General features: G+C 69.8%; 16 protein-coding genes. 7 read left to right on the plus strand and 9 right to left on the minus strand.

Annotated features, from left to right (window positions below):
* Position 1 precedes the first annotated feature (1 nt).
* A complete protein-coding gene (locus tag ABEB03_RS21970) occupies positions 2–1189 on the minus strand; it encodes a cytochrome P450 (protein ID WP_345651838.1) in 1188 nt (395 codons plus the stop codon).
* The gene (locus ABEB03_RS21975; protein ID WP_345651841.1) at positions 1186–4248 is read right to left on the minus strand and encodes an amino acid adenylation domain-containing protein; all 3063 of its coding nucleotides are present in this window, start codon (positions 4246–4248) and stop codon (positions 1186–1188) included. The genes ABEB03_RS21970 and ABEB03_RS21975 overlap by 4 nt, the downstream gene beginning before the upstream one ends.
* A 286-nt stretch (positions 4249–4534) precedes the next feature.
* Here ABEB03_RS21975 and ABEB03_RS21980 point away from each other — a divergent pair, with 286 nt between their 5' ends.
* The 5 genes from ABEB03_RS21980 to ABEB03_RS22000 all read left to right on the plus strand — a co-directional run bounded on the left by ABEB03_RS21980 (position 4535) and on the right by ABEB03_RS22000 (position 12080).
* Positions 4535–7495, plus strand: coding sequence for a type I polyketide synthase (locus tag ABEB03_RS21980; protein WP_345652687.1), 2961 nt, complete (start codon positions 4535–4537; stop codon positions 7493–7495).
* Positions 7496–7890: 395 nt separating this feature from the next.
* Positions 7891–9846 carry a non-ribosomal peptide synthetase gene (locus ABEB03_RS21985; protein ID WP_345651844.1) on the plus strand — a complete coding sequence of 652 codons (1956 nt, stop codon included), beginning with the start codon at positions 7891–7893 and terminating at the stop codon, positions 9844–9846.
* Positions 9843–10574 (plus strand): thioesterase II family protein, encoded by a 732-nt coding sequence (locus ABEB03_RS21990; RefSeq protein WP_345651849.1) that lies wholly within the window; start codon positions 9843–9845, stop codon positions 10572–10574. Before ABEB03_RS21985 ends, ABEB03_RS21990 begins: the two co-directional genes overlap by 4 nt.
* Before the next feature lie 89 nt (positions 10575–10663).
* Positions 10664–11563, plus strand: a complete 900-nt coding sequence (locus tag ABEB03_RS21995; RefSeq protein ID WP_345651852.1) for a hypothetical protein — start codon at positions 10664–10666, stop codon at positions 11561–11563.
* 61 nt (positions 11564–11624) lie between these two features.
* Positions 11625–12080 (plus strand): VOC family protein, encoded by a 456-nt coding sequence (locus ABEB03_RS22000; RefSeq protein WP_345651855.1) that lies wholly within the window; start codon positions 11625–11627, stop codon positions 12078–12080.
* Positions 12081–12253: 173 nt separating this feature from the next.
* Here ABEB03_RS22000 and ABEB03_RS22005 read toward each other — a convergent pair whose 3' ends face one another.
* The 4 genes from ABEB03_RS22005 to ABEB03_RS22020 all read right to left on the minus strand — a co-directional run bounded on the left by ABEB03_RS22005 (position 12254) and on the right by ABEB03_RS22020 (position 16247).
* Positions 12254–13900 carry a thiamine pyrophosphate-binding protein gene (locus ABEB03_RS22005; protein ID WP_345651860.1) on the minus strand — a complete coding sequence of 549 codons (1647 nt, stop codon included), beginning with the start codon at positions 13898–13900 and terminating at the stop codon, positions 12254–12256.
* Positions 13900–14682, minus strand: a complete 783-nt coding sequence (locus ABEB03_RS22010) for a cyclase family protein (protein WP_345651863.1) — start codon at positions 14680–14682, stop codon at positions 13900–13902. Before ABEB03_RS22010 ends, ABEB03_RS22005 begins: the two co-directional genes overlap by 1 nt.
* Positions 14683–14899: 217 nt before the next feature.
* Positions 14900–15712 (minus strand): enoyl-CoA hydratase-related protein, encoded by an 813-nt coding sequence (locus ABEB03_RS22015; RefSeq protein WP_345651866.1) that lies wholly within the window; start codon positions 15710–15712, stop codon positions 14900–14902.
* Between the two features lie 40 nt (positions 15713–15752).
* Entirely contained in the window at positions 15753–16247 is a 495-nt protein-coding gene (locus tag ABEB03_RS22020; protein ID WP_345651869.1) for a PaaI family thioesterase, read from the minus strand.
* Positions 16248–16345: 98 nt separating this feature from the next.
* On the opposite strand from ABEB03_RS22020, the gene ABEB03_RS22025 reads away from it, so the two are divergent.
* Positions 16346–16813 carry a winged helix-turn-helix transcriptional regulator gene (locus ABEB03_RS22025; protein WP_345651872.1) on the plus strand — a complete coding sequence of 156 codons (468 nt, stop codon included), beginning with the start codon at positions 16346–16348 and terminating at the stop codon, positions 16811–16813.
* Positions 16814–17100: 287 nt separating this feature from the next.
* On the opposite strand, the gene ABEB03_RS22030 is transcribed toward ABEB03_RS22025, so the two are convergent.
* The gene (locus tag ABEB03_RS22030; RefSeq protein ID WP_345651874.1) at positions 17101–17625 is read right to left on the minus strand and encodes a winged helix-turn-helix transcriptional regulator; all 525 of its coding nucleotides are present in this window, start codon (positions 17623–17625) and stop codon (positions 17101–17103) included.
* A 188-nt stretch (positions 17626–17813) separates the two neighbouring features.
* On the opposite strand from ABEB03_RS22030, the gene ABEB03_RS22035 reads away from it, so the two are divergent.
* Positions 17814–18194: a nuclear transport factor 2 family protein gene (locus tag ABEB03_RS22035; RefSeq protein ID WP_345651876.1), complete on the plus strand. Its 381-nt coding sequence runs from the start codon at positions 17814–17816 to the stop codon at positions 18192–18194.
* 618 nt (positions 18195–18812) lie between these two features.
* Here ABEB03_RS22035 and ABEB03_RS22040 read toward each other — a convergent pair.
* Positions 18813–19280 (minus strand): hypothetical protein, encoded by a 468-nt coding sequence (locus ABEB03_RS22040; RefSeq protein WP_345651879.1) that lies wholly within the window; start codon positions 19278–19280, stop codon positions 18813–18815.
* Positions 19281–19664: 384 nt separating this feature from the next.
* The gene (locus ABEB03_RS22045) at positions 19665–20651 is read right to left on the minus strand and encodes a zinc-dependent alcohol dehydrogenase family protein (RefSeq protein ID WP_345651882.1); all 987 of its coding nucleotides are present in this window, start codon (positions 20649–20651) and stop codon (positions 19665–19667) included.
* Between the last annotated feature and the right edge of the window lie 44 nt (positions 20652–20695).

The raw sequence follows: 20695 nt of genomic DNA on the forward strand, positions 1-20695 counted from the left end.
CTCAGCGGGGGACCAGGCGCACGGGGGCGTGGGCCGGTCCGTTCACCGTGATCGAATGCAGCGGCTCCACGTCTCCGTCCGGTTCGATGACGGCGACCAGCTCCGTGAGTGTCTCCAGGAGCATCCGCATCTGGTGGCGGGCCATGGTGCTCCCGATGCAGACGTGCTCGCCCGTCCCCAGGGCCAGATGGCGATTGGGCTGCCGACCGAGGTGGAACCGGTCGGGGTCCGTGAACACCGACTCGTCCCGGTTGGCCGAGGGGATCCACAGCACGACCCGGTCCCCGGCGGCGATGCGCCGACCTTGGACGACCGTGTCCGCCGTCACTGTTCGCATGCTGTGCGTGGCGCTGCTCGTCCACCGCAGCACCTCCTCCACCGCGGTCCTGACGAGTTCGCCGTCCCGCTCCCGCACCAGCTGTTGCCACTGCTGCGGATGCTCGGCGAGGGCGAGGATCCCCGCGGCCATGGACAGGCCCGCGTTCTCCGACGCTCCGACGAGGTTCTCGCAGCTCAGCAGGATCTCGGTCTCGGTCAGTAGTTCGTCCTGCACCTCGTTGTCCACGAACATGCCCATCACGTCGTCCGCGGGCGTCTCCATCCGCGCGTACATCATGTCGATGAAATAGCGCATCAACGCGACGTGGCTGGTGAGGGGTTTGCCGGACTCGAACGCCTCTGTGCTCCACGCCAGCAGCTGCTCGCGGTCCTTCGGCGGCACACCGAGCAGCCGGGAGATGTTGTAGCTGGAGAGCCGGGCCCCGATGTCGTGGACCACATCGCAGGTGCCCTCCTCGACGGCGCGCCTCACCACCGAGCGGATCTCGGTGCGCATCTCGTCCGCCAGGGAGCGGGCGCATCGTTCGGTGAACCGGTCGGCCACCTGCCCGCGCAGGGCGCGGTGCCGGGGCGGATCGGTCAGGGCCATGGTCCGACCGCTGCCGGGATCCACGCCCAGCTCCGTCGGCCGCAGCAGGACGCCCTGCGCCGAACTGAAGACGGCCGGGTTCTGGTACGCGTTCCGGACGTCCTCGTATCGGGTGAGGGACCAGAAGCCCGGCAGGTCACCTGGTTCGTGCCAGTGGACGGGGGTGTGCTGTCTCATCCAGCGCCACAGCCGGTGCACCTGCCCTGAGGCGTGCAGCTCCGGGTCGAGTACGTCGGCAGGGGTGTACGTGGATACGGTCACGATGCAGCTCCCGCGGCGATCAGGGCAAGACGGTCATGGAAACCCTTGAGCAGGTTCAGGGCAGTGGCCTCGGCGACGACGTCGCGCCGGAACGAGAGCACCGCGTCGAGCGCGCCCTCCGCGTCCGGCCACACTTCGAGGTGCAGTTCAAGGGGGAGGGCGGCGTACGGCTGGCGCAGGTGCGTGGAGACGACACCGGGCAGGTCGAGCCCGGGCGGAGGGTTGTCCTGGAGGGCGAAGAGGGACTGGAACACCGGCGGCCGCCCGGGCGTCGCCGGTCCGATGCCCTGCGCGATGTCCGTGAAGGGGACGTCGCTGCGGCTGAAGGCCTGGTGGACCAGTCGCCCGATCTCACGGATGCCGTCCTCGCCGCGGCCCGACGCGTCGCCGCGCAGGCGCACCGGCACCATGTTGATCAGACAGCCGATGGTCTGCTCCAGGCCCGGGACGGTGCGCTCGGCGACGGGCACGCCGACCGCGAAGTCCTGCTGCCCGCAGACCTCTGCCAAGGTGTCGGCCCATGCCGACAGAAGCACCACGAAGCGGCTCACTCCGAGCGCCGCGCCCTGCGCGTCGAGGCGAGCCGTTTCGGCCGCGGGGACGGTCACGTCGAGGTGTCCGGTTCCGGCTTCCCCAGCGCCGGGCTGCTCCGGCCAGTGGATCTGGGGTACGTCCTGGAGCTCCTCCCGTATGCGCTCCGTCCGCCCGGCCGCGTTCGTCACGGCGGTGGCCGCCGTCGTCAGCCGGGCCCGCTCGGCCAGGGTGGGCGGGGCGGCGCTCGGCTCACGTCCGGCGTAGGCGTCGGACAGATCACGTGCCAGGACGGATTCCGACCGGCCGTCGAAGGCGATGTGGTGGACCAGCAGTCCGAACAGCCAGCCGCGTGTCTCGGTCAGCGGTACCAGCGCGGTGCGCCACAGGTCGGCGTCCTGGGGTTCGAGGGGCTCGTCGAAGAGCTGCCGCAGTGCGTCGACCGCCTCGTCCACGGTCGGTCGGGCGTCCATGAGTTCCAGGGGCGGGGCGGGGATGTCGGTGACCTCTGCGTGCGGCCGGGGATCCACATGGAAGGCCGTACGCAGCACCTGGTGCCGTTCGTGGACGGTGGCGATGGCCGCCTCCAGGGCGTCCTGGTCGAGTCGGCCGTCCAGATGCCAGGTCATCAGGCAGTAGCCGGCACGGTCCTGAGGTGCTGTCAGATGGCGGGTGAGGAACGCGAGCTCCATGGAGGTCAGCGGGATGTCGCCGGTGGGCGGGGGTACTGCGTTCGCGCTCCGCGCCGACTTGAGCCACGCTCCCAGACTTTCGGCTGACGAGTGTTCGTACAACATCGGCAGTGGTACCGGCTGCCCCGCTCTCCTGCCGATGCGCGTGCAGGCGCGGGCGGCCTGCAGCGAGGAGCCACCCAGTCCGAAGAAGGGTATGTGCGGTGGCACGGCCCGGCCGCCCAGCACGGCGGCGAACTCCTCGGCCACCAGGCGGACGAGCGGGTCGTCGATGGGGCCGTGATGGTGCTCGGCGGGCGCCTCGGGCACGCCGGCCAGCAGGGCCCGGTCGTCCAGCTTGCCGGTGCCGGTCAGCGGGAAGGAGTCGACGAAGGCGACGGCGACGGGACGCTGGTACGCGGGCAGGTGCTCGGCAAGGATCGCCGGTACATCCGGCGGTGTGGCGCCGGTCCGGCTCGCAATGCAGAAGGCCACCAGCTCGAAGACGCTGCCGAGTTCGTTCCAGCGCGGGACCACTCGGCAGTCGGCGACGTAGGGCACCAGGTGCTCGATCTGGCGCTCCACCTCGGCCGGTTCGACGCGGTTGCCGCGGATCTTCACCTGCCGGTCGATCCGCCCGCGGAACTCGATGATCCCGTTCTCGTCCTGGGTGCCCAGGTCCCCGGTGCGGTACACCCGGACCTGCGCTCCATCGATGGCCACGTCCGTGAACTTCTCCGCGGTAAGGGCCGGTTCGCCGAGGTAGCCATGGGCCAGGCCGTCGCCCGCGACGCAGATCTCACCCAGCTCCCCGGTCGCGCAGGGGCGGCCGTCGTCCAGGACGAAGACGGAGGTGCCGGGCACCGGCCGGCCCAGCGGGATGCCGCCGCCCCGGGTGCAGTCCGCGGCGGTGATGCGGTGCGTGGTGGCGAACACCGTGCTCTCGACCGGTCCGTAGCCGTTGATCAGGGCCGTGTCGGGGAACCGGTCGAGGAAGCGGGCGACGTGTCGTCCCGACAGGCGCTCACCGCCGATCATGAGCTGGGACAGGCCGTTCAGTGCCGTCAGGTCCTCATCGACGATCAGGTTGAACAGACTGCTGGTCAGCCATGCCGTGTTCACTCCATGGCCGGCGACCATCGCGCGCAGGGCCTCGGCCGTCAGGAACGGTTCGTCGATCAGGACGCCGGTGCCGCCGTTGCACAGCGCGGCCCACAGCTCGAGGGAGAACGCGTCCCACGGCAGCGCCGCCGCGAGGGGGATGACCGTGTCCCGGCCGAAACGCGCGAAGGTGCCCTCCCGGAAGAGCCGCGCCGTCGCCCGGTGCGGGGTGACCACCCCTTTGGGCCGTCCTGTGGTGCCCGAGGTGAAGAACACGGAACATGCGTCGGACCCGCGTACCGCCACCGTGGGGCGGGCCGGGCTCTGACTCGTACCGCCCTCGGCCGCTGTCCACAGCGGCGCGGACAGCTCGCTCGCCACGCCCGGCCGGGCGACGACGAGTGGCGGCCGGAGCTGATCGACCACCGCCGCGAGACGAGTGGGCGGCCAGTCCGGATCGAGCAGCGCGTAGGCGGCGCCGAGCTTGAGAACGGCCAGCAGCGTGGCGATCAGGTCGACGGAGCGCGGCAGCAGAAGCGGCACCAGATGGCCCTGTCCGACACCGGCGGCGGCAAGCCGACGGGCCAATTCCTCGGCGCGGGCGTCCAATTCACCGTACGAGACCCGGGCGTCCGGAGCTATGAGAGCTATGCGCCGCGGCTGAGCGCGTGCATGTGCGGAGAAGACCTCATGCAGTCCTTCCCCTGATAATTCCCTGGTGCCAACTGCGGCCCGCGCGGCATTCGACTGCGGCACGTCGACTCCCTTCGGAATCCGAGACGATGACGGGTTTGGAGCCCAACATCAGGAGCGTATGACGGTGCCATGCTCTGACGCCTCCAGCCAGTCTCCCTGCCTGTAAAGGGTGTTGAGGCCACCTTTCGTCACGAATGTGACGGCCGACAACACCTCGTTCACGGAGGGCGGTCTGTGTCATGATCGCAGCGCGGTACGAGGAACCACCGACGACCGCTCAATTCACGTGCCATCAGCGCGACATCGGATGCAACATCCCGTTTCCAACAAGATGATGGGGGACGTTATGACGAGTCGAGACCGCTCCTTAGATATCGCGGTCACCGGCATGGCAGCGCGGCTCCCCGGCCCTCGTGACCTCGACGCCTGGTGGGATTCCCAGCTCCACGGAAGCGTGCACAGCAAGCGGTACACGCAGGAGGAGTTGCTCGCCGCCGGAGTGCCCGCCGCGTTGGCCGCCGACCCGGACTACGTGCCCGTACGCGGTCATCTCGACGACTGGGACCGCTTCGACCACGACTTCTTCCAGATCCGGGGGCGCGAGGCCGAACTGATGGACCCACAGCATCGCTGGATGCTGGAAGTGGCATGGAACGCGCTTGCTGACGCGGGAGTAGCGCCCCGCGACGACCTCGCGGTGACCAGCGTCTACGCGTCCATGACGGGCAGCGGCTATATGCGCGCGATGGTCCGCGCCGGACACACCGATCCGGGGCTCCTCGACGACCTGATCCACGGTACCGAGCCGGACTTCATGGCGAGCCGCGTCGCGTACAAACTCGGGCTGACCGGACCGGCGTTCGCCGTGCAGACAGCGTGCTCCTCCTCGCTGGTGGCCGTCCATCTGGCCGTGCAGGCCCTGCTCAGCGGCGACTGCGACCAGGCCCTCGTGGTGGGGGCCGGGTTCGGCTACCCCCAGGCGGGCCACCTGCACACACCGGGCGGTGTGCTGTCCGCCGCGGGCGCCTGCCGGGCCTTCGACCGGCACGCGGACGGGGTGATCGCCGGGTCCGGTGCGGGCGCCGTCGTACTGCGCCGGCTGTCGGACATCACCGAGGACGACCCCGAGCCGTACGGGGTCATCCTGGGCACCGCGATCAACAACGACGGGCAGACCAAGGCCGGTTACTACGCGCCGTCCTCCGCGGGACAGGAGCGAGTCATCGGCGCCGCGCTGAGCGCGGCCGACGTCGACGGCGGGACCATCGGCTATCTGGAAGCCCACGGCACCGGCACCCGGATCGGCGATCCGATCGAGTGGGCGGCAGCAGGCACCGCGCTGCGTCGGGCCGGAGCCCGGCCGGGCAGTGTGGCGGTCGGTGCCCTGAAGGCCAGCGTCGGCCATCTCGACGCTGCCGCGGGGGTCGCCGCGCTGATCAGAGCCCTGCTCGTGGTGCGCAGCGGCATGATCCCGCCCGTCGCGGGGTTCACCGAGCACAATCCGCTGCTCGAGACCGAGAACTGGCCGCTGTACATACCCGCCGAGGCCGTCCCGTGGACCGGGGAGCTGCCGCGGCGCGCCGGGGTGAGCGCGTTCGGGATCGGCGGCACCAACGCCCATGTCGTGATCGAGCAGGCGCCGCCGCGCGAACCGGCCGCCCAGGATGAGCAGGCCCCGCGCGAGCGCCTGGTCCTCCTGTCCGCGGCGGACCCTGAGGCGCTGGACCGCATGGCCGACGATCTGGCGGCCCACCTCAAGTCCCACGACCCCGATCTCGCCGACGTCTGCGGCACCCTGGCTCATGGCCGTCCGGCCCTGGGTGAACGTCTCGCGATCACCGGCCGGACGAGTGCCGAGGTCGCCGAGGGCCTCGCCGCCCGGTCCGGCGTGTCCCGGGGCACGGCGCCGGCGACCGGCTCCGCCCCGGTGGTCTTCCTCTTCCCCGGCGGGGGCGCCCAACGCCCGGGCATGGCCGAGCCGTTCACCGCGCTTCCCGGGTTCCGCCGGGCGCTCGACCAATGCCTCGCGGCCTTCGCCTCCCCGCCGGCGGAGCGTATCCGGCAGGCGCTGTACGACCCGGACTTCCCCGCGGACGAGCTGAACCGGCCCGCGCTGGCGCAGCCGGCCCTCTTCGCCATCGGCTACGCGGCGGCGACAGCACTCCAGGACCTGGGGGTCCGGCCCGCCGCGGTCTGCGGACACAGCTCCGGCGAGATCACCGCAGCCGCTGTCGCCGGAGTCTTCGGGCTTCAGGACGCGGCCGCCTTCATCGCGGCGCGCGGCCGGGCCATGCAGGACTGTCCGGAGGGCGCGATGCTGGCCATCGGTGCGGACGTGCAGCAGGCCCTGGCGCTCGCCGAGGAGTGGGGTCTCAAGCTCGATGTGGCCGCGGTCAACGGCCCGGACTCCTGCGTTCTCGGCGGGCCGGTCGAGGAGGTGGACGAATATCAGCGACGCCTCGGGGACACCTTCTTCGTGCGGCGCCTGCGCTACAGCCACGCAGGCCACTCCCGGCTGATCGAGCCCGCGCTGCCCGCGCTGACCGAGGCGATGGCCCGGATCGAACTCCGGCCGTCCACCCTGCCGATCGCACTCAACGTCTCCGGCGGGGTCGTCGTGGCCGGGACCGGACTTCCGCGCGACATGTTCGTCACGCAGGTCAGGCAGTCCGTGCTGTTCGGCGCCGCCCTCGACTCGCTGGCCGCGCACCTGCCGGGCGCTCTGGCCGTCGAGATCGGTCCCGGGCGTCCCCTCTCGCCCATGGCGGAGGCGGCCGGGATCCCCGCGGTCGCCCTGGACCAGGTCAAGGACGCGCCGGGGTCCTCGGCGCTCAGTGGCGTCGGCGCCCTGTGGACCTTGGGACAGCCGGTCGCGCCGGCCGGGGTGACCGGCATTGGCTGCAGGACCAGGCTGCCCGGCTACCCCTTCGCGGGCCCTTCCTCGGTGGCGCAGGAAGCGCTTGCCCCGCCCGCGAAGGATCTCAGCCGCTCCCCGGCCTCCGTGCCGCTGCCGGAGCAGTCGGAACAGTCCGAACCCGAGGGCCCGGCCCCGGTCGACTCGACGGAGACAGTGACCCGGATCTGGGCGGAACTGCTCGGTCACGAGGCTGTCCCGGCGGACGCCGACTTCTTCGCCCAGGGTGGCGACTCCCTGCTGATCACCCGGCTCATCCGCAGGGTGAACAGCGAGTTCGGGATCCGTGTCCCGGTGCGCGAGATGCTGGCCCGGCGGACGCTGAGCGGGCATATCGCCGTGGTCCGCCGGATCCGCGGCGAAGCGGACGCCGTGCCGACCCGCCTCTCTTGACGAGCAGAAACGCTTGCACGGTCCGCCTGCTCATCAGGAGTTCTTGTCGTTGAACCGAATACGAACCAAAAGAGGGCCCCGTGATGCTGATTCCGCAACTCCGCTTTCTGTAAGGCCGCATGACATGAAACCCCGACCGGCATCCAATCCGGACACCCAACTCGCCTCCTGTGCTGAACGGTTGCGTCGGCTAATCCGCCCTCCTGTGATCACCCCACCACGGCGTGGTCACTGGCGACAACAAGGACCGCACAATCCTTCTCGAACCCAAACCGAGCAATAAGCGAACTCATACCCATGAGTTCGTTGACGTAGTGGTGGTGAACCCGGCCGGCGCGCATGAACTGCGAACAGGCTCCAGGGATCCCGTTGACAGATTTGGGGAGTTCTTCTTCATGTCGGCCTTACAGCAGGTGAAATCCGCTCCGTCCAGGGCGAAGGGCAGCGAAGGAGCGATACCGGAGGCGACCGCCGCGGCAGTTGGCGAACCACTGCCAGAAGCCCCGTTCGTTCCCGCGCACGAAGCGGTGGCCCGGCTGGCCGGCGACCGCCCCGCGGCGGTCGCCGTGCGCTGCGGGGACATCGCTGTCACGTACGGCGAACTGATCTCCGGGGCCCGGCAGTTGTCCCACCGCCTTGCCGCAGCCGGGATCGGTGCCGGAGACCGGGTCGCTCTCCTCGCCGAGCCCTCCGCCGCCATGATCGGGGCCGTGCTCGGCATCCTCGGCGCGGGCGCCGCCTATGTGCCCATCGATCTGGCGCAGCCGGATGCCCGGCTCGCCACGATCCTCCACGACGCGCAGGTGAAGGCCGTCGTGGCGACGGCCCACACGCAGCCTCGGACGGCTGGTTCCCAGGTGCCCGTCGTGACGGTCCCGAGCGTCCCGGACGCCGCTCCGTCCGACTCCGACTCCTTCGCCGCCACCCCCGGTCCGGCGGATCCCGCCTACCTCATCTACACCTCGGGCAGTACCGGCGAGCCCAAGGGCGTCATCGTCGAGCACCGCAATCTCGCCGCGTCCACGCAGGCCCGCCTCATGGTCTATCCGGAGACCTCTACCTTCCTCCTGCTGTCCCCGCTGGCCTTCGACTCGTCGGTCGCCGGTGTATGGGGGACGCTCCAGGCGGGCGGCTGCCTGGTCGTCGCGACCGCGGACGAACTGCGCGACGCCGAACAGTTGGTCTCCCTCGTCAGCCGCCACCAGGTGGAGAGCACCCTGTGTGTGCCCACGCTGTACGGGCTGCTGCTCGACGCCGCCGAACGCGCCGGGACCACGCCACTGGCATCGCTGAGGCAGGTGATCGTCGCGGGCGAGGCCCTGCCGCAGACACTCGCCGACCGGCACTTCGCGGTGCACTCCTCCACAGTGGATCTCGTCAACGAGTACGGCCCCACCGAGGCGACCGTGTGGGCCGCCTTCCACCGCTGCACCGGACCCGAACCGGTCAGCATCGGCGGCCCGGTCCCCGGCGCCCGCCTCTACGTACTCGACGACGAACTCCAGCCCGTACTTCCTGGCACGGAAGGCGAGTTGTTCATCGGCGGGGCCGGAGTGACACGCGGCTACTTCGGCCGCCCCGAGGCCACGGCGGCCGTCTTCCTCGACGACCCCTTCGTCGCCGAGCCCGGCGCGCGCATGTACCGCACCGGTGACATCGTGCGCTGGAACGCGGAGCACCGGCTGGACTTCATCGGCCGTAAGGACGACCAGATCAAGGTCCGCGGCCACCGCGTGGAACTCGGCGCGGTCGAATCGACGCTGCGCCTGCTGGCAGACGTCCAGGAGGCGGTCGTCCTGCCCGACGCACAGGGAACGGGTCTGATCGGCTTCGTCGCCTCCCCGAAGGACGCAGACCCCGTCGCGCTGCGCCGTGCCCTCGCGGACAAGCTGCCGCCGGTGATGGTGCCCGGCGAACTGCGCGTGCTGCCGGAGTTGCCGCGCAACCTCAACGGCAAGCTCGACCGCGCGCTGCTGCGGACGCTCGCCATGGAGCCGCCCACCCCCCGGCCCGCGCCCGCCACCGGCGATCCGCTCACCGCCCAGGTGACGGCCGCGTGGTCGGAGGTGCTCGGCGTGGCCACGGTGCCGCTGGACGTCAACTTCTTCGATCTCGGCGGCCATTCGCTGTCCATGTTCAAGTTGCAGGACGCGCTGGAGCGGCTCTGCGGGCTGCGGCCGTCGATCGTCTCCCTCTTCCAGGAGACCACCGTGTCGGCACAGGCCACGCTCATCCGCACCGGCCGTGAGCAGGGAGAGGACACGGGTCCCTCCGGCACCGCCGAGGCCGCCCGCAGAGCCCGTACGGCCAGACTTCGCCAGCAGCGCGCACGCAAGGGAGCCGGCCAGTGACCACGTACTCTTCGCGCTGGCTCGTGTGCGACACCGCCCGGCCCGAGGCGCGTATCCGTCTGGTGTGCTTCCCGCACGCCGGCGGGTCGGCCGCCTTCTACCGCGCCTGGGGCCAGACGCTGACCGAGGTGGAGGTGCACGCCGTTCAGTACCCGGGGCGTGCCGACCGGTTCGACGAGGAGCCCCCGCACGACCTCGTCCGGCTCGCCTCGGACATCGCCGATGCGCTGGAACCGCTGGCGGATGTCCCGCTGGCGTTCTTCGGGCACAGCCTGGGAGCTCCCATCGCCCTGGAGACGGCACGCGCGCTGCAGAGCCGGGGCATCCACCTCGAGCACCTGTTTGCCTCGGGTTCCCGGGACGCCGCACTTCCCCACCTCGCCGGGCCCGAGGAAGACCCCGACCAACTGCTCGCGGACCTGGTCAGGATGGGCGGCACCGACGCGGAGATGGCGGCCGACCCGATCTTCCAGGAGGTGGTCATGCCGTACCTGATGGCCGACGGCCGCATGTTCCACAGGTACGACATGGCACCCGAGCCGCTGCTCAAGTGTCCCGTCACCACCATCGTCGGCGACCAGGACGACGATGCGGACCTCCGCCCGTGGAGCGCGCTGAGCGCGATGCCCGTCCGGGAGGTCGGCGTCACCGGGAACCACTTCTACCTCATCACCGACCCGCCGTACTCCCTTCTGCAGGAGGCCCTCGCCGTACCGCGACCCGAGTGAGTCGCATGACTGAGTGGCAGCACCGTCCGGTGCTGCCGCCACCCCTCCCGCACCTCCGGCTCCGCAGCACGCCGCTAAGCTTCTTCGCCATGCCCACATCAGCGCGCAGATCTGTCCTCGGTGCCACGGCACTCGCCGTCTTCCTGGCCGCCGGTACTGGCTGCTCGTCCGACTCCGGTCATGGCGACAGCAGTTCCGGGGTGCTGCAGGGGCTGGGCAGTCTGGCCGAGGACACCAGCGCGAACCAGGTGACCTACCTCGACGCCGAAAAGGTGCGTGAGCTGAGCAAGGGCGATGAGAAGCGGTTCGCCTCTGTCGGTCAACCGGGCAGCAGCCTGCTGAACGCGTACGAGCCCGGGCCGTGGGGGCAGCACCTGAAGGTCACTCAGATCGACACCGCTGTCGACACCAAGAACGCGGGCCACTGGGAGGGCTCGTTCGACGCGGCGGCCATCACCACCTCGCTGAAGTCGAACGGCTACAAGCAAAGCGAGGACGACGAGTCCTGGACGCGTCCCGGCCGTACGGGTGTCTCGTTCCAGGTCTCGAAGGACGAGATCTCCTACTCCTCTCAGGGCGACACACCTATGTCCGCCGTCAACCCGAAGGACGGCGCCTCGCTGGCCGACAAGAACGAGTATCAGCGCGCTGCCGAGTGCCTGGGTGACGCCTACCGGGCCGACTTCAATCCACTCACCCCCACCAGGCCGGTACGACTGTCCGCCCTCGGCCAGCAGGCTTCTGCCGCCGCCAAGAACACCGAGGTGCTGTGCCTGGTGGTCAAGGACGAGGCGACCGCCAACCGGGCCGCCACCGAGCTGCGTTCGGTCATCACCGCCAAGTCACCGAAGTTCGACGGCACGAAGGTGACCGTAGAGAAGGGGGACCGGCCCTTGGTACGGGCGGTTGTCCCGGACACGGCCGCACAGCGACCGGGCCGGCTGATGATCTCAGACGTGGACCTTTGGATGGCCATCACAGACCTTTAGGGGCTGGTCCCGACTCCGGGACTTTGGATCGTCTGTCAGACCTGCCTGGGATGCTCCGAGGATGGAGATGACAGTGCAGCTGACGATCGACTGCTCCGATCCGCAGAGAATGGTGACGTTCTGGGCCGAGGCCCTGGGCTACGTGCCTGAGCCTCCGCCGGGCGGGCACGCCACCTGGCGTGCCTACTGGGCGGCGATGGGGGTTCCCGAGGCAGAGTTGCCGGCCGGTGCCGGGGATGTTCCGGAGTCGATCATCGACCCCGCAGGACGTGGACCGAGGGTGTGGTTCCAGCAGGTTCCGGAGCCGAAGGCCGCCAAGAACCGGTGGCACTTCGACCTGAAGGTCGGTGGGGGCCGTGACGTCCTGCTGGACGTCCGCACGCAGAGGGTCAAGGCCACGGTGGAACGACTGGTCAAGGCCGGTGCCACCGTGCTGCGGATCAAGGATGAGCCGGACATGGGGTTCTACGCCACCGCCATGCAGGACCCCGAGGGCAACGAATTCGACGTCGTCTGAGGGTCGCTGCGACGGTGCTGGTCCCAGCCGCTCGTTCACGGCTGCGACCAGCACCGTCGCCTCATGGCGGACTTGAGCCGCCGGGAGGAGCGGCTCTGCAGGTCGTGGAAAGACCGGCACGGGGGCGGTGCTCGCGCCGTCCGCCGAGGCTGCCCCCGCCACCTCAACGAAGGTCAGTGGCCACGGAACGCCTCCTCCAACCACCATGCCCCATGGTCACTGACCACCTTGGCGTCGATGAGCAGAGGCACGGAGCGTGGTCCGTCGACCCAGTCCTCGACGGCCTTCAGGTCCGCGAGTGCACGTACGGTCACCGCCTCGAAGCCGTACCCTCGCGCCATGGCGGCGATGTCGGTGGGTGGGAACCTGACCGTGTCGAGCGGGTGCTCGTCCGGCCCGAAGTGGTGCACCTCCGCTCCGTACGCGTCGTCGTTGTACACCAGGACCACCATCGGAAGCCCGAGGCGGCGAACGGTGTCGAGTTCCACGGCGCTCATCAGCGCGCCTCCGTCGCCGAGTGCGGCCACCGGCAGCCGTTCCGGCTGGGCCAGCGCGGCGCCGATCGCGGTCGCCAGCCCCAGGCCGATCGACTGGAACGCCTGGGTGAAGCACAGGCCGTTGTGGTCCGGCACCGACAGGTACATGGCCGGGTAGCCCATGAAGTTGCCGGAGTCCACGCCGATCACGCGCTCGGCGGGGAGGATGTCGTCGAGCGCGATGCTCAGGGTCCGTGGGTCGATCCGCTCGCGGCCGCCTTCGTCGTCGTACGGCACGTCCCGCCACCGGATCCGTCCGCCGATGGCCGCCTCGACGTCGGCGGTCCGGTAGCCCTGCCGCGATGCGTCGCCCGCCGTGAGGTCGAGCGCGCGCCGCGCCGTGAGCTCCACATCGCCGACGACGCCGAGCTGCACGTTCCGGTGCGCGCCGAGCGCGTCCGCGTCGTCGTCGACCTGCACGACGGTGGCGTCCGGGGCGATCAGCCGACCGTGCCGCATCGTCCACATGTTCAGTGCGCAGCCCCAGCCCACGATCAGATCAGCCCCCCGGATCAACTCGGCCGCCACGGGTGACGAGAAGCCCCCGGACACGTCGAGCGACCACGGGCTGGCGTGGAAGAGTCCGCGAGCGACGGCCGAGGTCGCCAACAGTGCGCCGTAGCGCTCGGCGAGTGCCGCGAGGGCGTCCCGGCAGCCGGGCGCGCGGGAGCCCCGGCCGGCTACGAAGACGGGCTGCCGCGCCTGTCCGAGCGCCGCCACCAGCGCGGCCACGTCGGCAGCCGCCGGCTCGACCGCGGTCCGTCCGGGCGGTGGGGCGATCGAGGACAGTGCGTTGTCGGGGGCTTCCAGGGCCTGCACCGCCAGCGGAAGGTTCAGCACCACGGTGCGCCGCTCGTGCACGGCTCGTCGCACCGCGGCGGCGGCCTGCGCGACCGCGTCCTCCGCCGACGTCACGCGCGCCGTGACAGCGCCCACCGCCTGGGCGAGCGCCTCCTGGTCGACGTAGAAGTTGGATCTCGGTTCGGTCACCTCGGCGGCCAGCACGAGAAGTGGTGTACGGCTCTTGGCCGCCTCGGCGATGCCGGTCATGGCGTTCGTCAGGCCGGGGCCCTGGTGCACGCTCAGCGCGGCCACCGTGCCGCTCGTCCGCGCGTAGGCGTCGGCCATGGTCGCCGCACCGCACTCGTGGCGGGCGGCGACGAACCGACAGCCCGCCGCGACCATGGCATTGGTCAGATGGAAGTTGCCCGAACCGACCACACCGAACACGTGGTCGACCCCGGCCGCGGCCACCGCCCGGCCCACGGCTTCCGCGACCTTCATCAGCGCTCCACCAGAGCCAGCACCCGTGCGGGAGCCCCGGATCCCGTGACGATGGGCAGGGGGCCCGCGACGACGACAGCACCGGTCGGGGGCAGCGCCGCCAGGTTCTGCAACTGGGTCAGCCCGTACTTGTCACTGCCCATGAGGTACGAGTGGCAGGGGAAGGCCGGGTCGAAGGCGTGCGCGCGCCCGGCGTCGGTGCCCACCGTCTCGACGCCGAGACCGATCACCGGCGACTCCTGCGCCACCCACCGGGCACAATCGGGCGACAGACCGGGGGTGTGCGGGCCGTTCTCGTCGGCGTTGACGAACGCCTCCTGAGAGTGCGAGCGGGCGTCCCAACCGGTGCGGACCAACATCCAACCGCCGTCGGGCAGGGGCCCGTTGTCCGCCTCCCAGGCCTTGATGTGGTCGACCTCGACGAGGAAGTCGGGGTCCTTGGCGGCCGCGGCGGAGAAGTCCAGCACCGCCGCGGGTGCGATCAGCCGACGCGCCGGCACCGACGCGACGTCCGCACGATCCTTCCCGGTCACCCAGTGCACCGGCGCGTCGAAGTGTGTGCCGGTGTGCTCACCACTGCGGAAGTTGTTCCAGTACCAGGCCGGACCCCGGTCGTCGTACCTGCTGATCTCCTCCAGTTCGAACACCGCCGTCTGACCGAACTCGGGGGGCAGTTGGATCACCGGAGTGGACGACGACAAGGGGGAGGTGAGGTCGACGACTTCGATCGCACCACTGTGCAGACCGGCCGCCAGGGCGGCGAGGACGGAGGGCTGGGGCATGACGACCTCCTGAGACAGGACTGAACTGTCGTCGGCGCAGGACGCGTTGACGACGGCTGGACTCCCCAGAGTGTCAGCCCATGTCCAGGTCGCGCGCGGGTTCGACACGGTCATCAATAGAGACTTCCGCACGAGCCGTCACCGTGGGGGTCTTCCGCACCATCCGTTCAGCCGAACGTCGACGACGCTCGACCGCCTGTGCCCCAGGACCCGCCCCCTAGGGAGCAGGTGTCGGGCCGCCTGCGCGGGAGATGTTGCGCATGGACGAGTTCGTCGTGCTCAGGAGTCGGGCCGAGGTCGCGGTTTCGGCCGACATCCGCAGCAGCGGGTCATTCCCGGTGGGCCTGAGCAGTGCGCGCGTGGCATTGAGCGCCCCCTCGGGCGCGGCCAGCAGGGTCGCCACCTGCTCGGCGACGCGAGTGTCGAGGTGCTCGCGGCTTTCGAACACCTCGGAGACCAGGCCGAGTTGTGCGGCCTGCGCGGCGGAGACGCGTGCGCCCAGCAGCAGGAGCTGGGCGGCACGCTGGGGCCCGAGACGCTGCGGGAGCAGGAGGCTGGCGGCGGCGTCCGGTACGACGCCCTGGTCGACGAACGCGTACTGCAGATGGCTGCGACGGGTCGCGTAGACGAGGTCGAAGTGCAGCAGCGCGGTGGCGCCGCTTCCGACGGCGGCCCCGTCGACGGCCGCGACGAGAACGGTGTGGCTGTGCCGTATCGCCTTGTGGAACTCCAGGACTGGGGAGCTGAGGGTCAGGGCCGTTCCGGGGTGGGCGCGGAAGTCGTCGAGGTCGTTCCCGGCGCAGAAGTCCTGGCCCGTACCGGTGAGCACGATGGCCCGTACGCCCGGGTCGGCATCCGCCTCGGTGACGGCGTCGGCCAGAGCGCGGTACATGGCCAGGGTCAGGGCGTTGCCCTTGTCGGGCCTGTCGATGGTGAGGGTGACCAGCGCCCCCGCGCGCTCGACGCGGATCGTCCCGGCGGGATCGGAGGGGGACTGTCTGTCGAGCCGAATGGTGCGGTCGCGGGTCACGGCGTCTCCGTGTCGGGTGTGTGAGCTGGGGGAGTGCGGGTCAGGCGGTGGGCAGCGGGAACACCATGCACGTACTGGTGGCGTGCGCGAGGAGACGATCCGATCCGTCCAGCAGCTGGGCCTCGGCGAGCGCGGTACGTCGGCCGCTGCTCAGGACGCCGCCGACGGCGCGGACCTTGCCGGTGTCGACCGTGATGGGGCGCAGGAATTTCACCGTGAGGTCGAGCGACGTGTAGCCCATGCCCTGCGGCAGGGTGGACTGAACCGCGCAGCCCGCCGCCGAGTCGAGCATCGTCGCGTAGATCCCGCCGTGCACGCTGCCGATGGGGTTGTAGTGCTCCTCGCCGGGCACCAGGGAGAACACCGCTCGTCCGTGGTCCACCTCTTCGAGAGCGAAGCCCAGTGTCGAGGCGACCGGAGGCGGGGGCACACGTCCGGCGAGGATCTCCCGGAGGAAGTCCAGCCCCGAGCCCTGGCCGACGGCGGCCGCCGAGATCGTGGGGTCTTCCCAGTCGTATGTGCGAGACCGTTCCATGCGGCTGTGTTACCTCCTCTGACTTTGTTTTTCGAAGCTAGCTCGAAAGAATGCTGACTGTCAATGACAAAGCCAGGTGGCTTGCCTACGATGACGGCATGAAGTGGCTGGAGATCAGCACAGAGAACTGCACGGTCCAGCGCACCCTCGACCTGATCGGCGAGAAGTGGACGCTGCTGATCCTGCGTGACGCCTTCAACGGGGTCCGTCGCTTCGACGACTTCCGCCGCCATGTGGGGCTCTCGGAGGCGGTCCTGGCCGGCCGGCTCCGCAAGCTGGTCGAGGCCGGGATCCTGCGGACCGTTCCGTACCAGGAGCAGGGCAGCCGAACCCGGCACGAGTACCGCCTGACCCCCAAAGGCCGGGATCTGTGGCCCGTCCTCGTGGCGCTCCGACAGTGGGGCGAGACACACGTCGGGGATCCCGAGGGCCCGGTGCTCGACATCCAGCACAGCGAATGCGGCGCCCCGGTACGCGTCGTGGTCGAGTGCTCCGACGAGCACGCGGCGCTCTCCCCGACAGAGGTCACCGTCCTGCCGGGACCCGCGGCCCGACGCCGGAGCTGACACCACGGCGGCGGTCGCAGGCGCTTGAGGATCTGACCGCGCTTCCGTTCGTGCCCCTTCATACAGGACTGCAAAGCGCCTGGTCCGCGCCCGGCGAACGTCGTGGGTAGGCCTGACGAGAGAGTGTTCGCGGTGTGCGCCGGGGCAGTAGGCGTGCTGGGCGGGGACGCCGCAGCGCCGGCCTGCCGGCGGGGCTTGGTCGCGAAGCCAGGTATCTCCCTGTTCCGGCCGAGCCGCTCGATGGTGTGGGTCCCTTGCCGGGCCGGTCACAGGTGCACTGCCGGGATTCAGGTCTGTTGCTTCGCCGTCGGCCGGGGCCGGCTGCGTCCGAGCTCTGTGTAGCGGGCGCGCATCGCCGGGCTGGCCGCGCGCCCCGCGGTGAAGACGAATGCCTCGCTGTCGTCCAGTCGGCGACCGGTGTGCGCGTCGATGACGACCGGTTCGACCTCCTCGCCGGTTTCGGCGTCGACCAGGATCATCGACCGCTGCTCCGGCGTGAGGTTCTGGTTGCCCCAGGCCGCCAGGGCGACGATCACAGGGCGCAGCGAGCGTCCTCGCTCCGTGAGGACGTACTCGTGCCGCAGGGGGTTGGTCTGGTAGGGCCGCCGCTCCAGCAGGCCGTCGGCCACCAGTGTCTTCAGTCGCGCGGTCAGCATGCTCGTCGAGATGTTGAGGCTCTGCTGGAACTGGTCGAACCGTGTGTAGCCGTCGAAGGCGTCGTGCAGGATCAGCAGGGTCCACCACTCGCCGACGTGCTGCGCAGTTGTCGACAGCGGACACTCGTGGTCCTCAAGTCTGATCCGGCTCGCCATGGAATGACCCCCTCGGGTTACTGCTAAAGTGAAAGTGACTAGGTTCTATTTTAGCAGTGAGTAGGGGTGTGCCACAGGTGTACCCCGGAACGGACATGCGCCATGCCGCGTCGGCGATCGTCGGCGCTGAGCACGTGATCGACGGCGGTACGGTCCCCACCCTCTGAACCCTCCAACGCTGCGAACCCATGGAAAGCGAGGCAATCATGACCGACACCCTCTCCTCCGCGCCGGTGGACCGCGACGGCCTGCCCGAGGTGATCCGTCGCTATCTCACCGTGCACAACGCGGGCGATGCCTCGGCGTCGGCGGCACTCATGACGCCGAACGCCCAGGTCACCGACGACGGGAAGACGTATGACGGTCTGCCTGCCATAGAGCAGTGGCTCAACCGCGCTGCCTCGGAGTACACGTACACGACCACCTATGTGGGGGCTGCCGAGGTCGCACCGGACCGTTGGACCGTCACCCAGCGACTCGACGGCAATTTCCCCGGCAACACGATCGAACTCCGCTACGACTTCACCCTCGAGGACGGGCTGATCCGCCGACTGGTCATCGCTCCTTGAGGCTTTCGGGTTCCGGTAGCGCGCCACAGATCGCGGGCCTTGCCCCCGCCTGCCGGCCGCGGCCGGGTCCCCGGCGGAGCTGTCCCGCACTGCCGCGCCTGAGGACCTTGCCTGCTCCCGTCGCGCCTCGGTCCACCGGCGAGGAACTTACACGCTCCGTCATCACCGGCTGCGCTTGGGACCGTTGACGGTGTGCGGGTGCGGCGGGCCGACCGCGCAACATCCGCACGTCGTGGGGCCGGGCCCCATCCCGCCGGCTCGCACGGTCGAGCCGCCTTCGCGAGCTCCGGGCGGGTCGTCGTCGGGTGTCCTTGATTCGACTGGTACATGGCCTTCTCCCGGACTGATGGCTGCGCATCCCATCTCAAGGCGGGGCAGAGCGGTGGCGGGTTGAACCGAGAGTGACCTGACACCGCACGGAATCGGTGCCGCTTTCTCGAGGGCGGCATGGACGCGTAGGGCCGTGGGCCTCTCGCGGAATGTGAGTGAAAGGCCATGTTCTGGGCGCTTTCGTGGGTCTCGGTCAGATCCGAGTTCACTGCTCCTACGGGCAGTTGCGCGATCAGATCCAGCCTAGCGTTCTGGCCTCGATGCCGGCCTGGAACCGAGTTTCCGCGCTCAGACGTTCATGAGTACGGTCATACGTCGACTGGCGGTGCGAGAACTCCGGCCGAGACGTCGGGCGATGGTCTGGTCCTTGAAGCTTGCCTTCAGCATCTCCAGCAGCATGAGCTCCTCCTGAGTGGGTGCGTCCGACTCCGCGTGACTTGAAGAATCACGGCAGGGCTGCGCGCGCTCCCAGTAGGCCAGATAGAGCTCCAAGAGGGCATCGAGCAGCCCTGCGGGATGCGGGACTGCCACGGTGTCGTAGGCACCCCCGATCAGTCGCCCGGCGCGGCACTGGTCGGTCAAGTCCGACACTGCCGCGTGCACGCCGGCGAACCCCTTTCCGGCTTCCAGCCGTCGACGGCTCAACAGGTCGGCCCCAGCGGCCTCGGGCCTCATCGGCCGGTACTGGCCCAAGGGGCCATGCCGTGCCAGGTCGATGTCGGCCAGACGGTTCAGAGCACGCCGTACTCGCTCCACTTCCGTTCGATCCGGCGGCGTACGGAGACGTTCGCGCTACGCCGCACATCTGCCCTCGGCGCCGAGCCGATGAGGGCCTTCCCACTCTGCAGGAGAGCGACCATGCATCACCTTGCCTACAGCGCCATCAAGGCCGTCGCCGACCGGATCACCGCGTCCGTCCGTCCCGTGACGGTCTGACCCGTCGAAGCAGGGCCGTTCCGACCGCATCCCGCGGTCCGCTCGGCGAAGGGCAGGAGCGGGGGTGCGACGTCTGGCTGGCGTTGGAGTTCATGCAGCACACCGGGGTTTCAAGGCCTGCGGCGCGCAGAACTTCACCCAGCCCCACCGCGAGGCCGACACGCGGGCTTCTTGAGCAACCCGGTCGGCGCCTTCGATCCGAGCCTAGTGGTCGATGCTGACGACGATCTTGCCGGTGGCGCTTCCGTCCGCCACGGCCCTGTGCGCGTCCGTGATGTCGGCGAGGGAGAAGTGGCGGGGGTCCAACGTCGGCCTGAGCTTGTCCGTGTCCACCAGGCTGGCGATGTGGCGCAGGATCTCGCCGTGGTGCTCGCGGCCGCGGCCGGTCAGCATGGGGGCGAGTGTGAAGACGCCGGAGTAGGTCGCACCGCGGAAGGACAACGGGGCGATGCTGTGGGTTCCCCAGCCCAGAGAGCTCAGCACGTGGCCGGTGTAGGTCCGCGCGATGGCGAAGGAAGCGTCGAGGACTGGACCACCGACGGTGTCGTAGACGATGTCGAAGCCCTCACCGTCGGTGAGGCGGGCGACGTACTGGTCCGGTGTCTCGGTGGTGTAGTCGATGGCGGTCGCTCCTAGCGCTTCGACGACCTTGAGGCGGTGCGGTGCGTCGGTACCGAAGACCTCAGCGCCACGCGCGTGCGCTATCTGGATACCCACGTGCCCGACACCGCCCGCGCCGCCGTGGATCAGGACCTTCTGGCCGGCGCTGACCTGCGCCCTGTCGATGAGGCCCTCCCATGCCGTGATGGTCACCAGAGGAAGTGCGGCCGCCTGGCGCATGTCGACGGAGTTCGGCTTGTGCGCCAGCAGGCGGGCGTCGACCGCCGCGTACTGGGCCAGCGAGCCCTGTAGGTCGCCTACGCCGCCGGTCATTCCGTAGACCTCGTCGCCCGGGGCGAACTCGCTGACGCCCAGGCCGACCTCCTCCACCACGCCGGCCATGTCCAGACCGAGCACCGCAGGGGGGGTGCGCTTGGCGTGCGCGGCCTGGCCGGCAGCGATCTTGATGTCGAGAGGGTTGACGCCGCTTGCCTCGATTCGCACCAGCACCTGGCCGGGACCGGCCATGGGCTTCGCGATCTCCTTCAGCACCATGGGGGCGCCGAATTCTTCCAGGACTACTGCACGCATGGTGTCACCTTCAGATGTGCGTTGTTGAACCAGGTGTCGGCAGG

The sequence above is a fragment of the Streptomyces siamensis genome, assembly GCF_039543605.1.
Taxonomy (GTDB): Bacteria; Actinomycetota; Actinomycetes; order Streptomycetales; family Streptomycetaceae; genus Streptomyces; species Streptomyces siamensis.

Excerpts from the sequence above, each read along its gene's own strand:
- ABEB03_RS21985 (WP_345651844.1), top strand. The coding sequence starts at position 7,891 with ATGTCGGCCTTACAGCAGGTGAAATCCGCTCCGTCCAGGGCGAAGGGC.
- ABEB03_RS22025 (WP_345651872.1), top strand. The coding sequence starts at position 16,346 with ATGAAGTGGCTGGAGATCAGCACAGAGAACTGCACGGTCCAGCGCACC.
- ABEB03_RS22030 (WP_345651874.1), bottom strand. The coding sequence starts at position 17,625 with ATGGCGAGCCGGATCAGACTTGAGGACCACGAGTGTCCGCTGTCGACA.
- ABEB03_RS21980 (WP_345652687.1), top strand. The coding sequence starts at position 4,535 with ATGACGAGTCGAGACCGCTCCTTAGATATCGCGGTCACCGGCATGGCA.
- ABEB03_RS22020 (WP_345651869.1), bottom strand. The coding sequence starts at position 16,247 with ATGGAACGGTCTCGCACATACGACTGGGAAGACCCCACGATCTCGGCG.
- ABEB03_RS22000 (WP_345651855.1), top strand. The coding sequence starts at position 11,625 with ATGGAGATGACAGTGCAGCTGACGATCGACTGCTCCGATCCGCAGAGA.
- ABEB03_RS21995 (WP_345651852.1), top strand. The coding sequence starts at position 10,664 with ATGCCCACATCAGCGCGCAGATCTGTCCTCGGTGCCACGGCACTCGCC.
- ABEB03_RS22005 (WP_345651860.1), bottom strand. The coding sequence starts at position 13,900 with ATGAAGGTCGCGGAAGCCGTGGGCCGGGCGGTGGCCGCGGCCGGGGTC.
- ABEB03_RS22010 (WP_345651863.1), bottom strand. The coding sequence starts at position 14,682 with ATGCCCCAGCCCTCCGTCCTCGCCGCCCTGGCGGCCGGTCTGCACAGT.
- ABEB03_RS22035 (WP_345651876.1), top strand. The coding sequence starts at position 17,814 with ATGGAAAGCGAGGCAATCATGACCGACACCCTCTCCTCCGCGCCGGTG.
- ABEB03_RS22045 (WP_345651882.1), bottom strand. The coding sequence starts at position 20,651 with ATGCGTGCAGTAGTCCTGGAAGAATTCGGCGCCCCCATGGTGCTGAAG.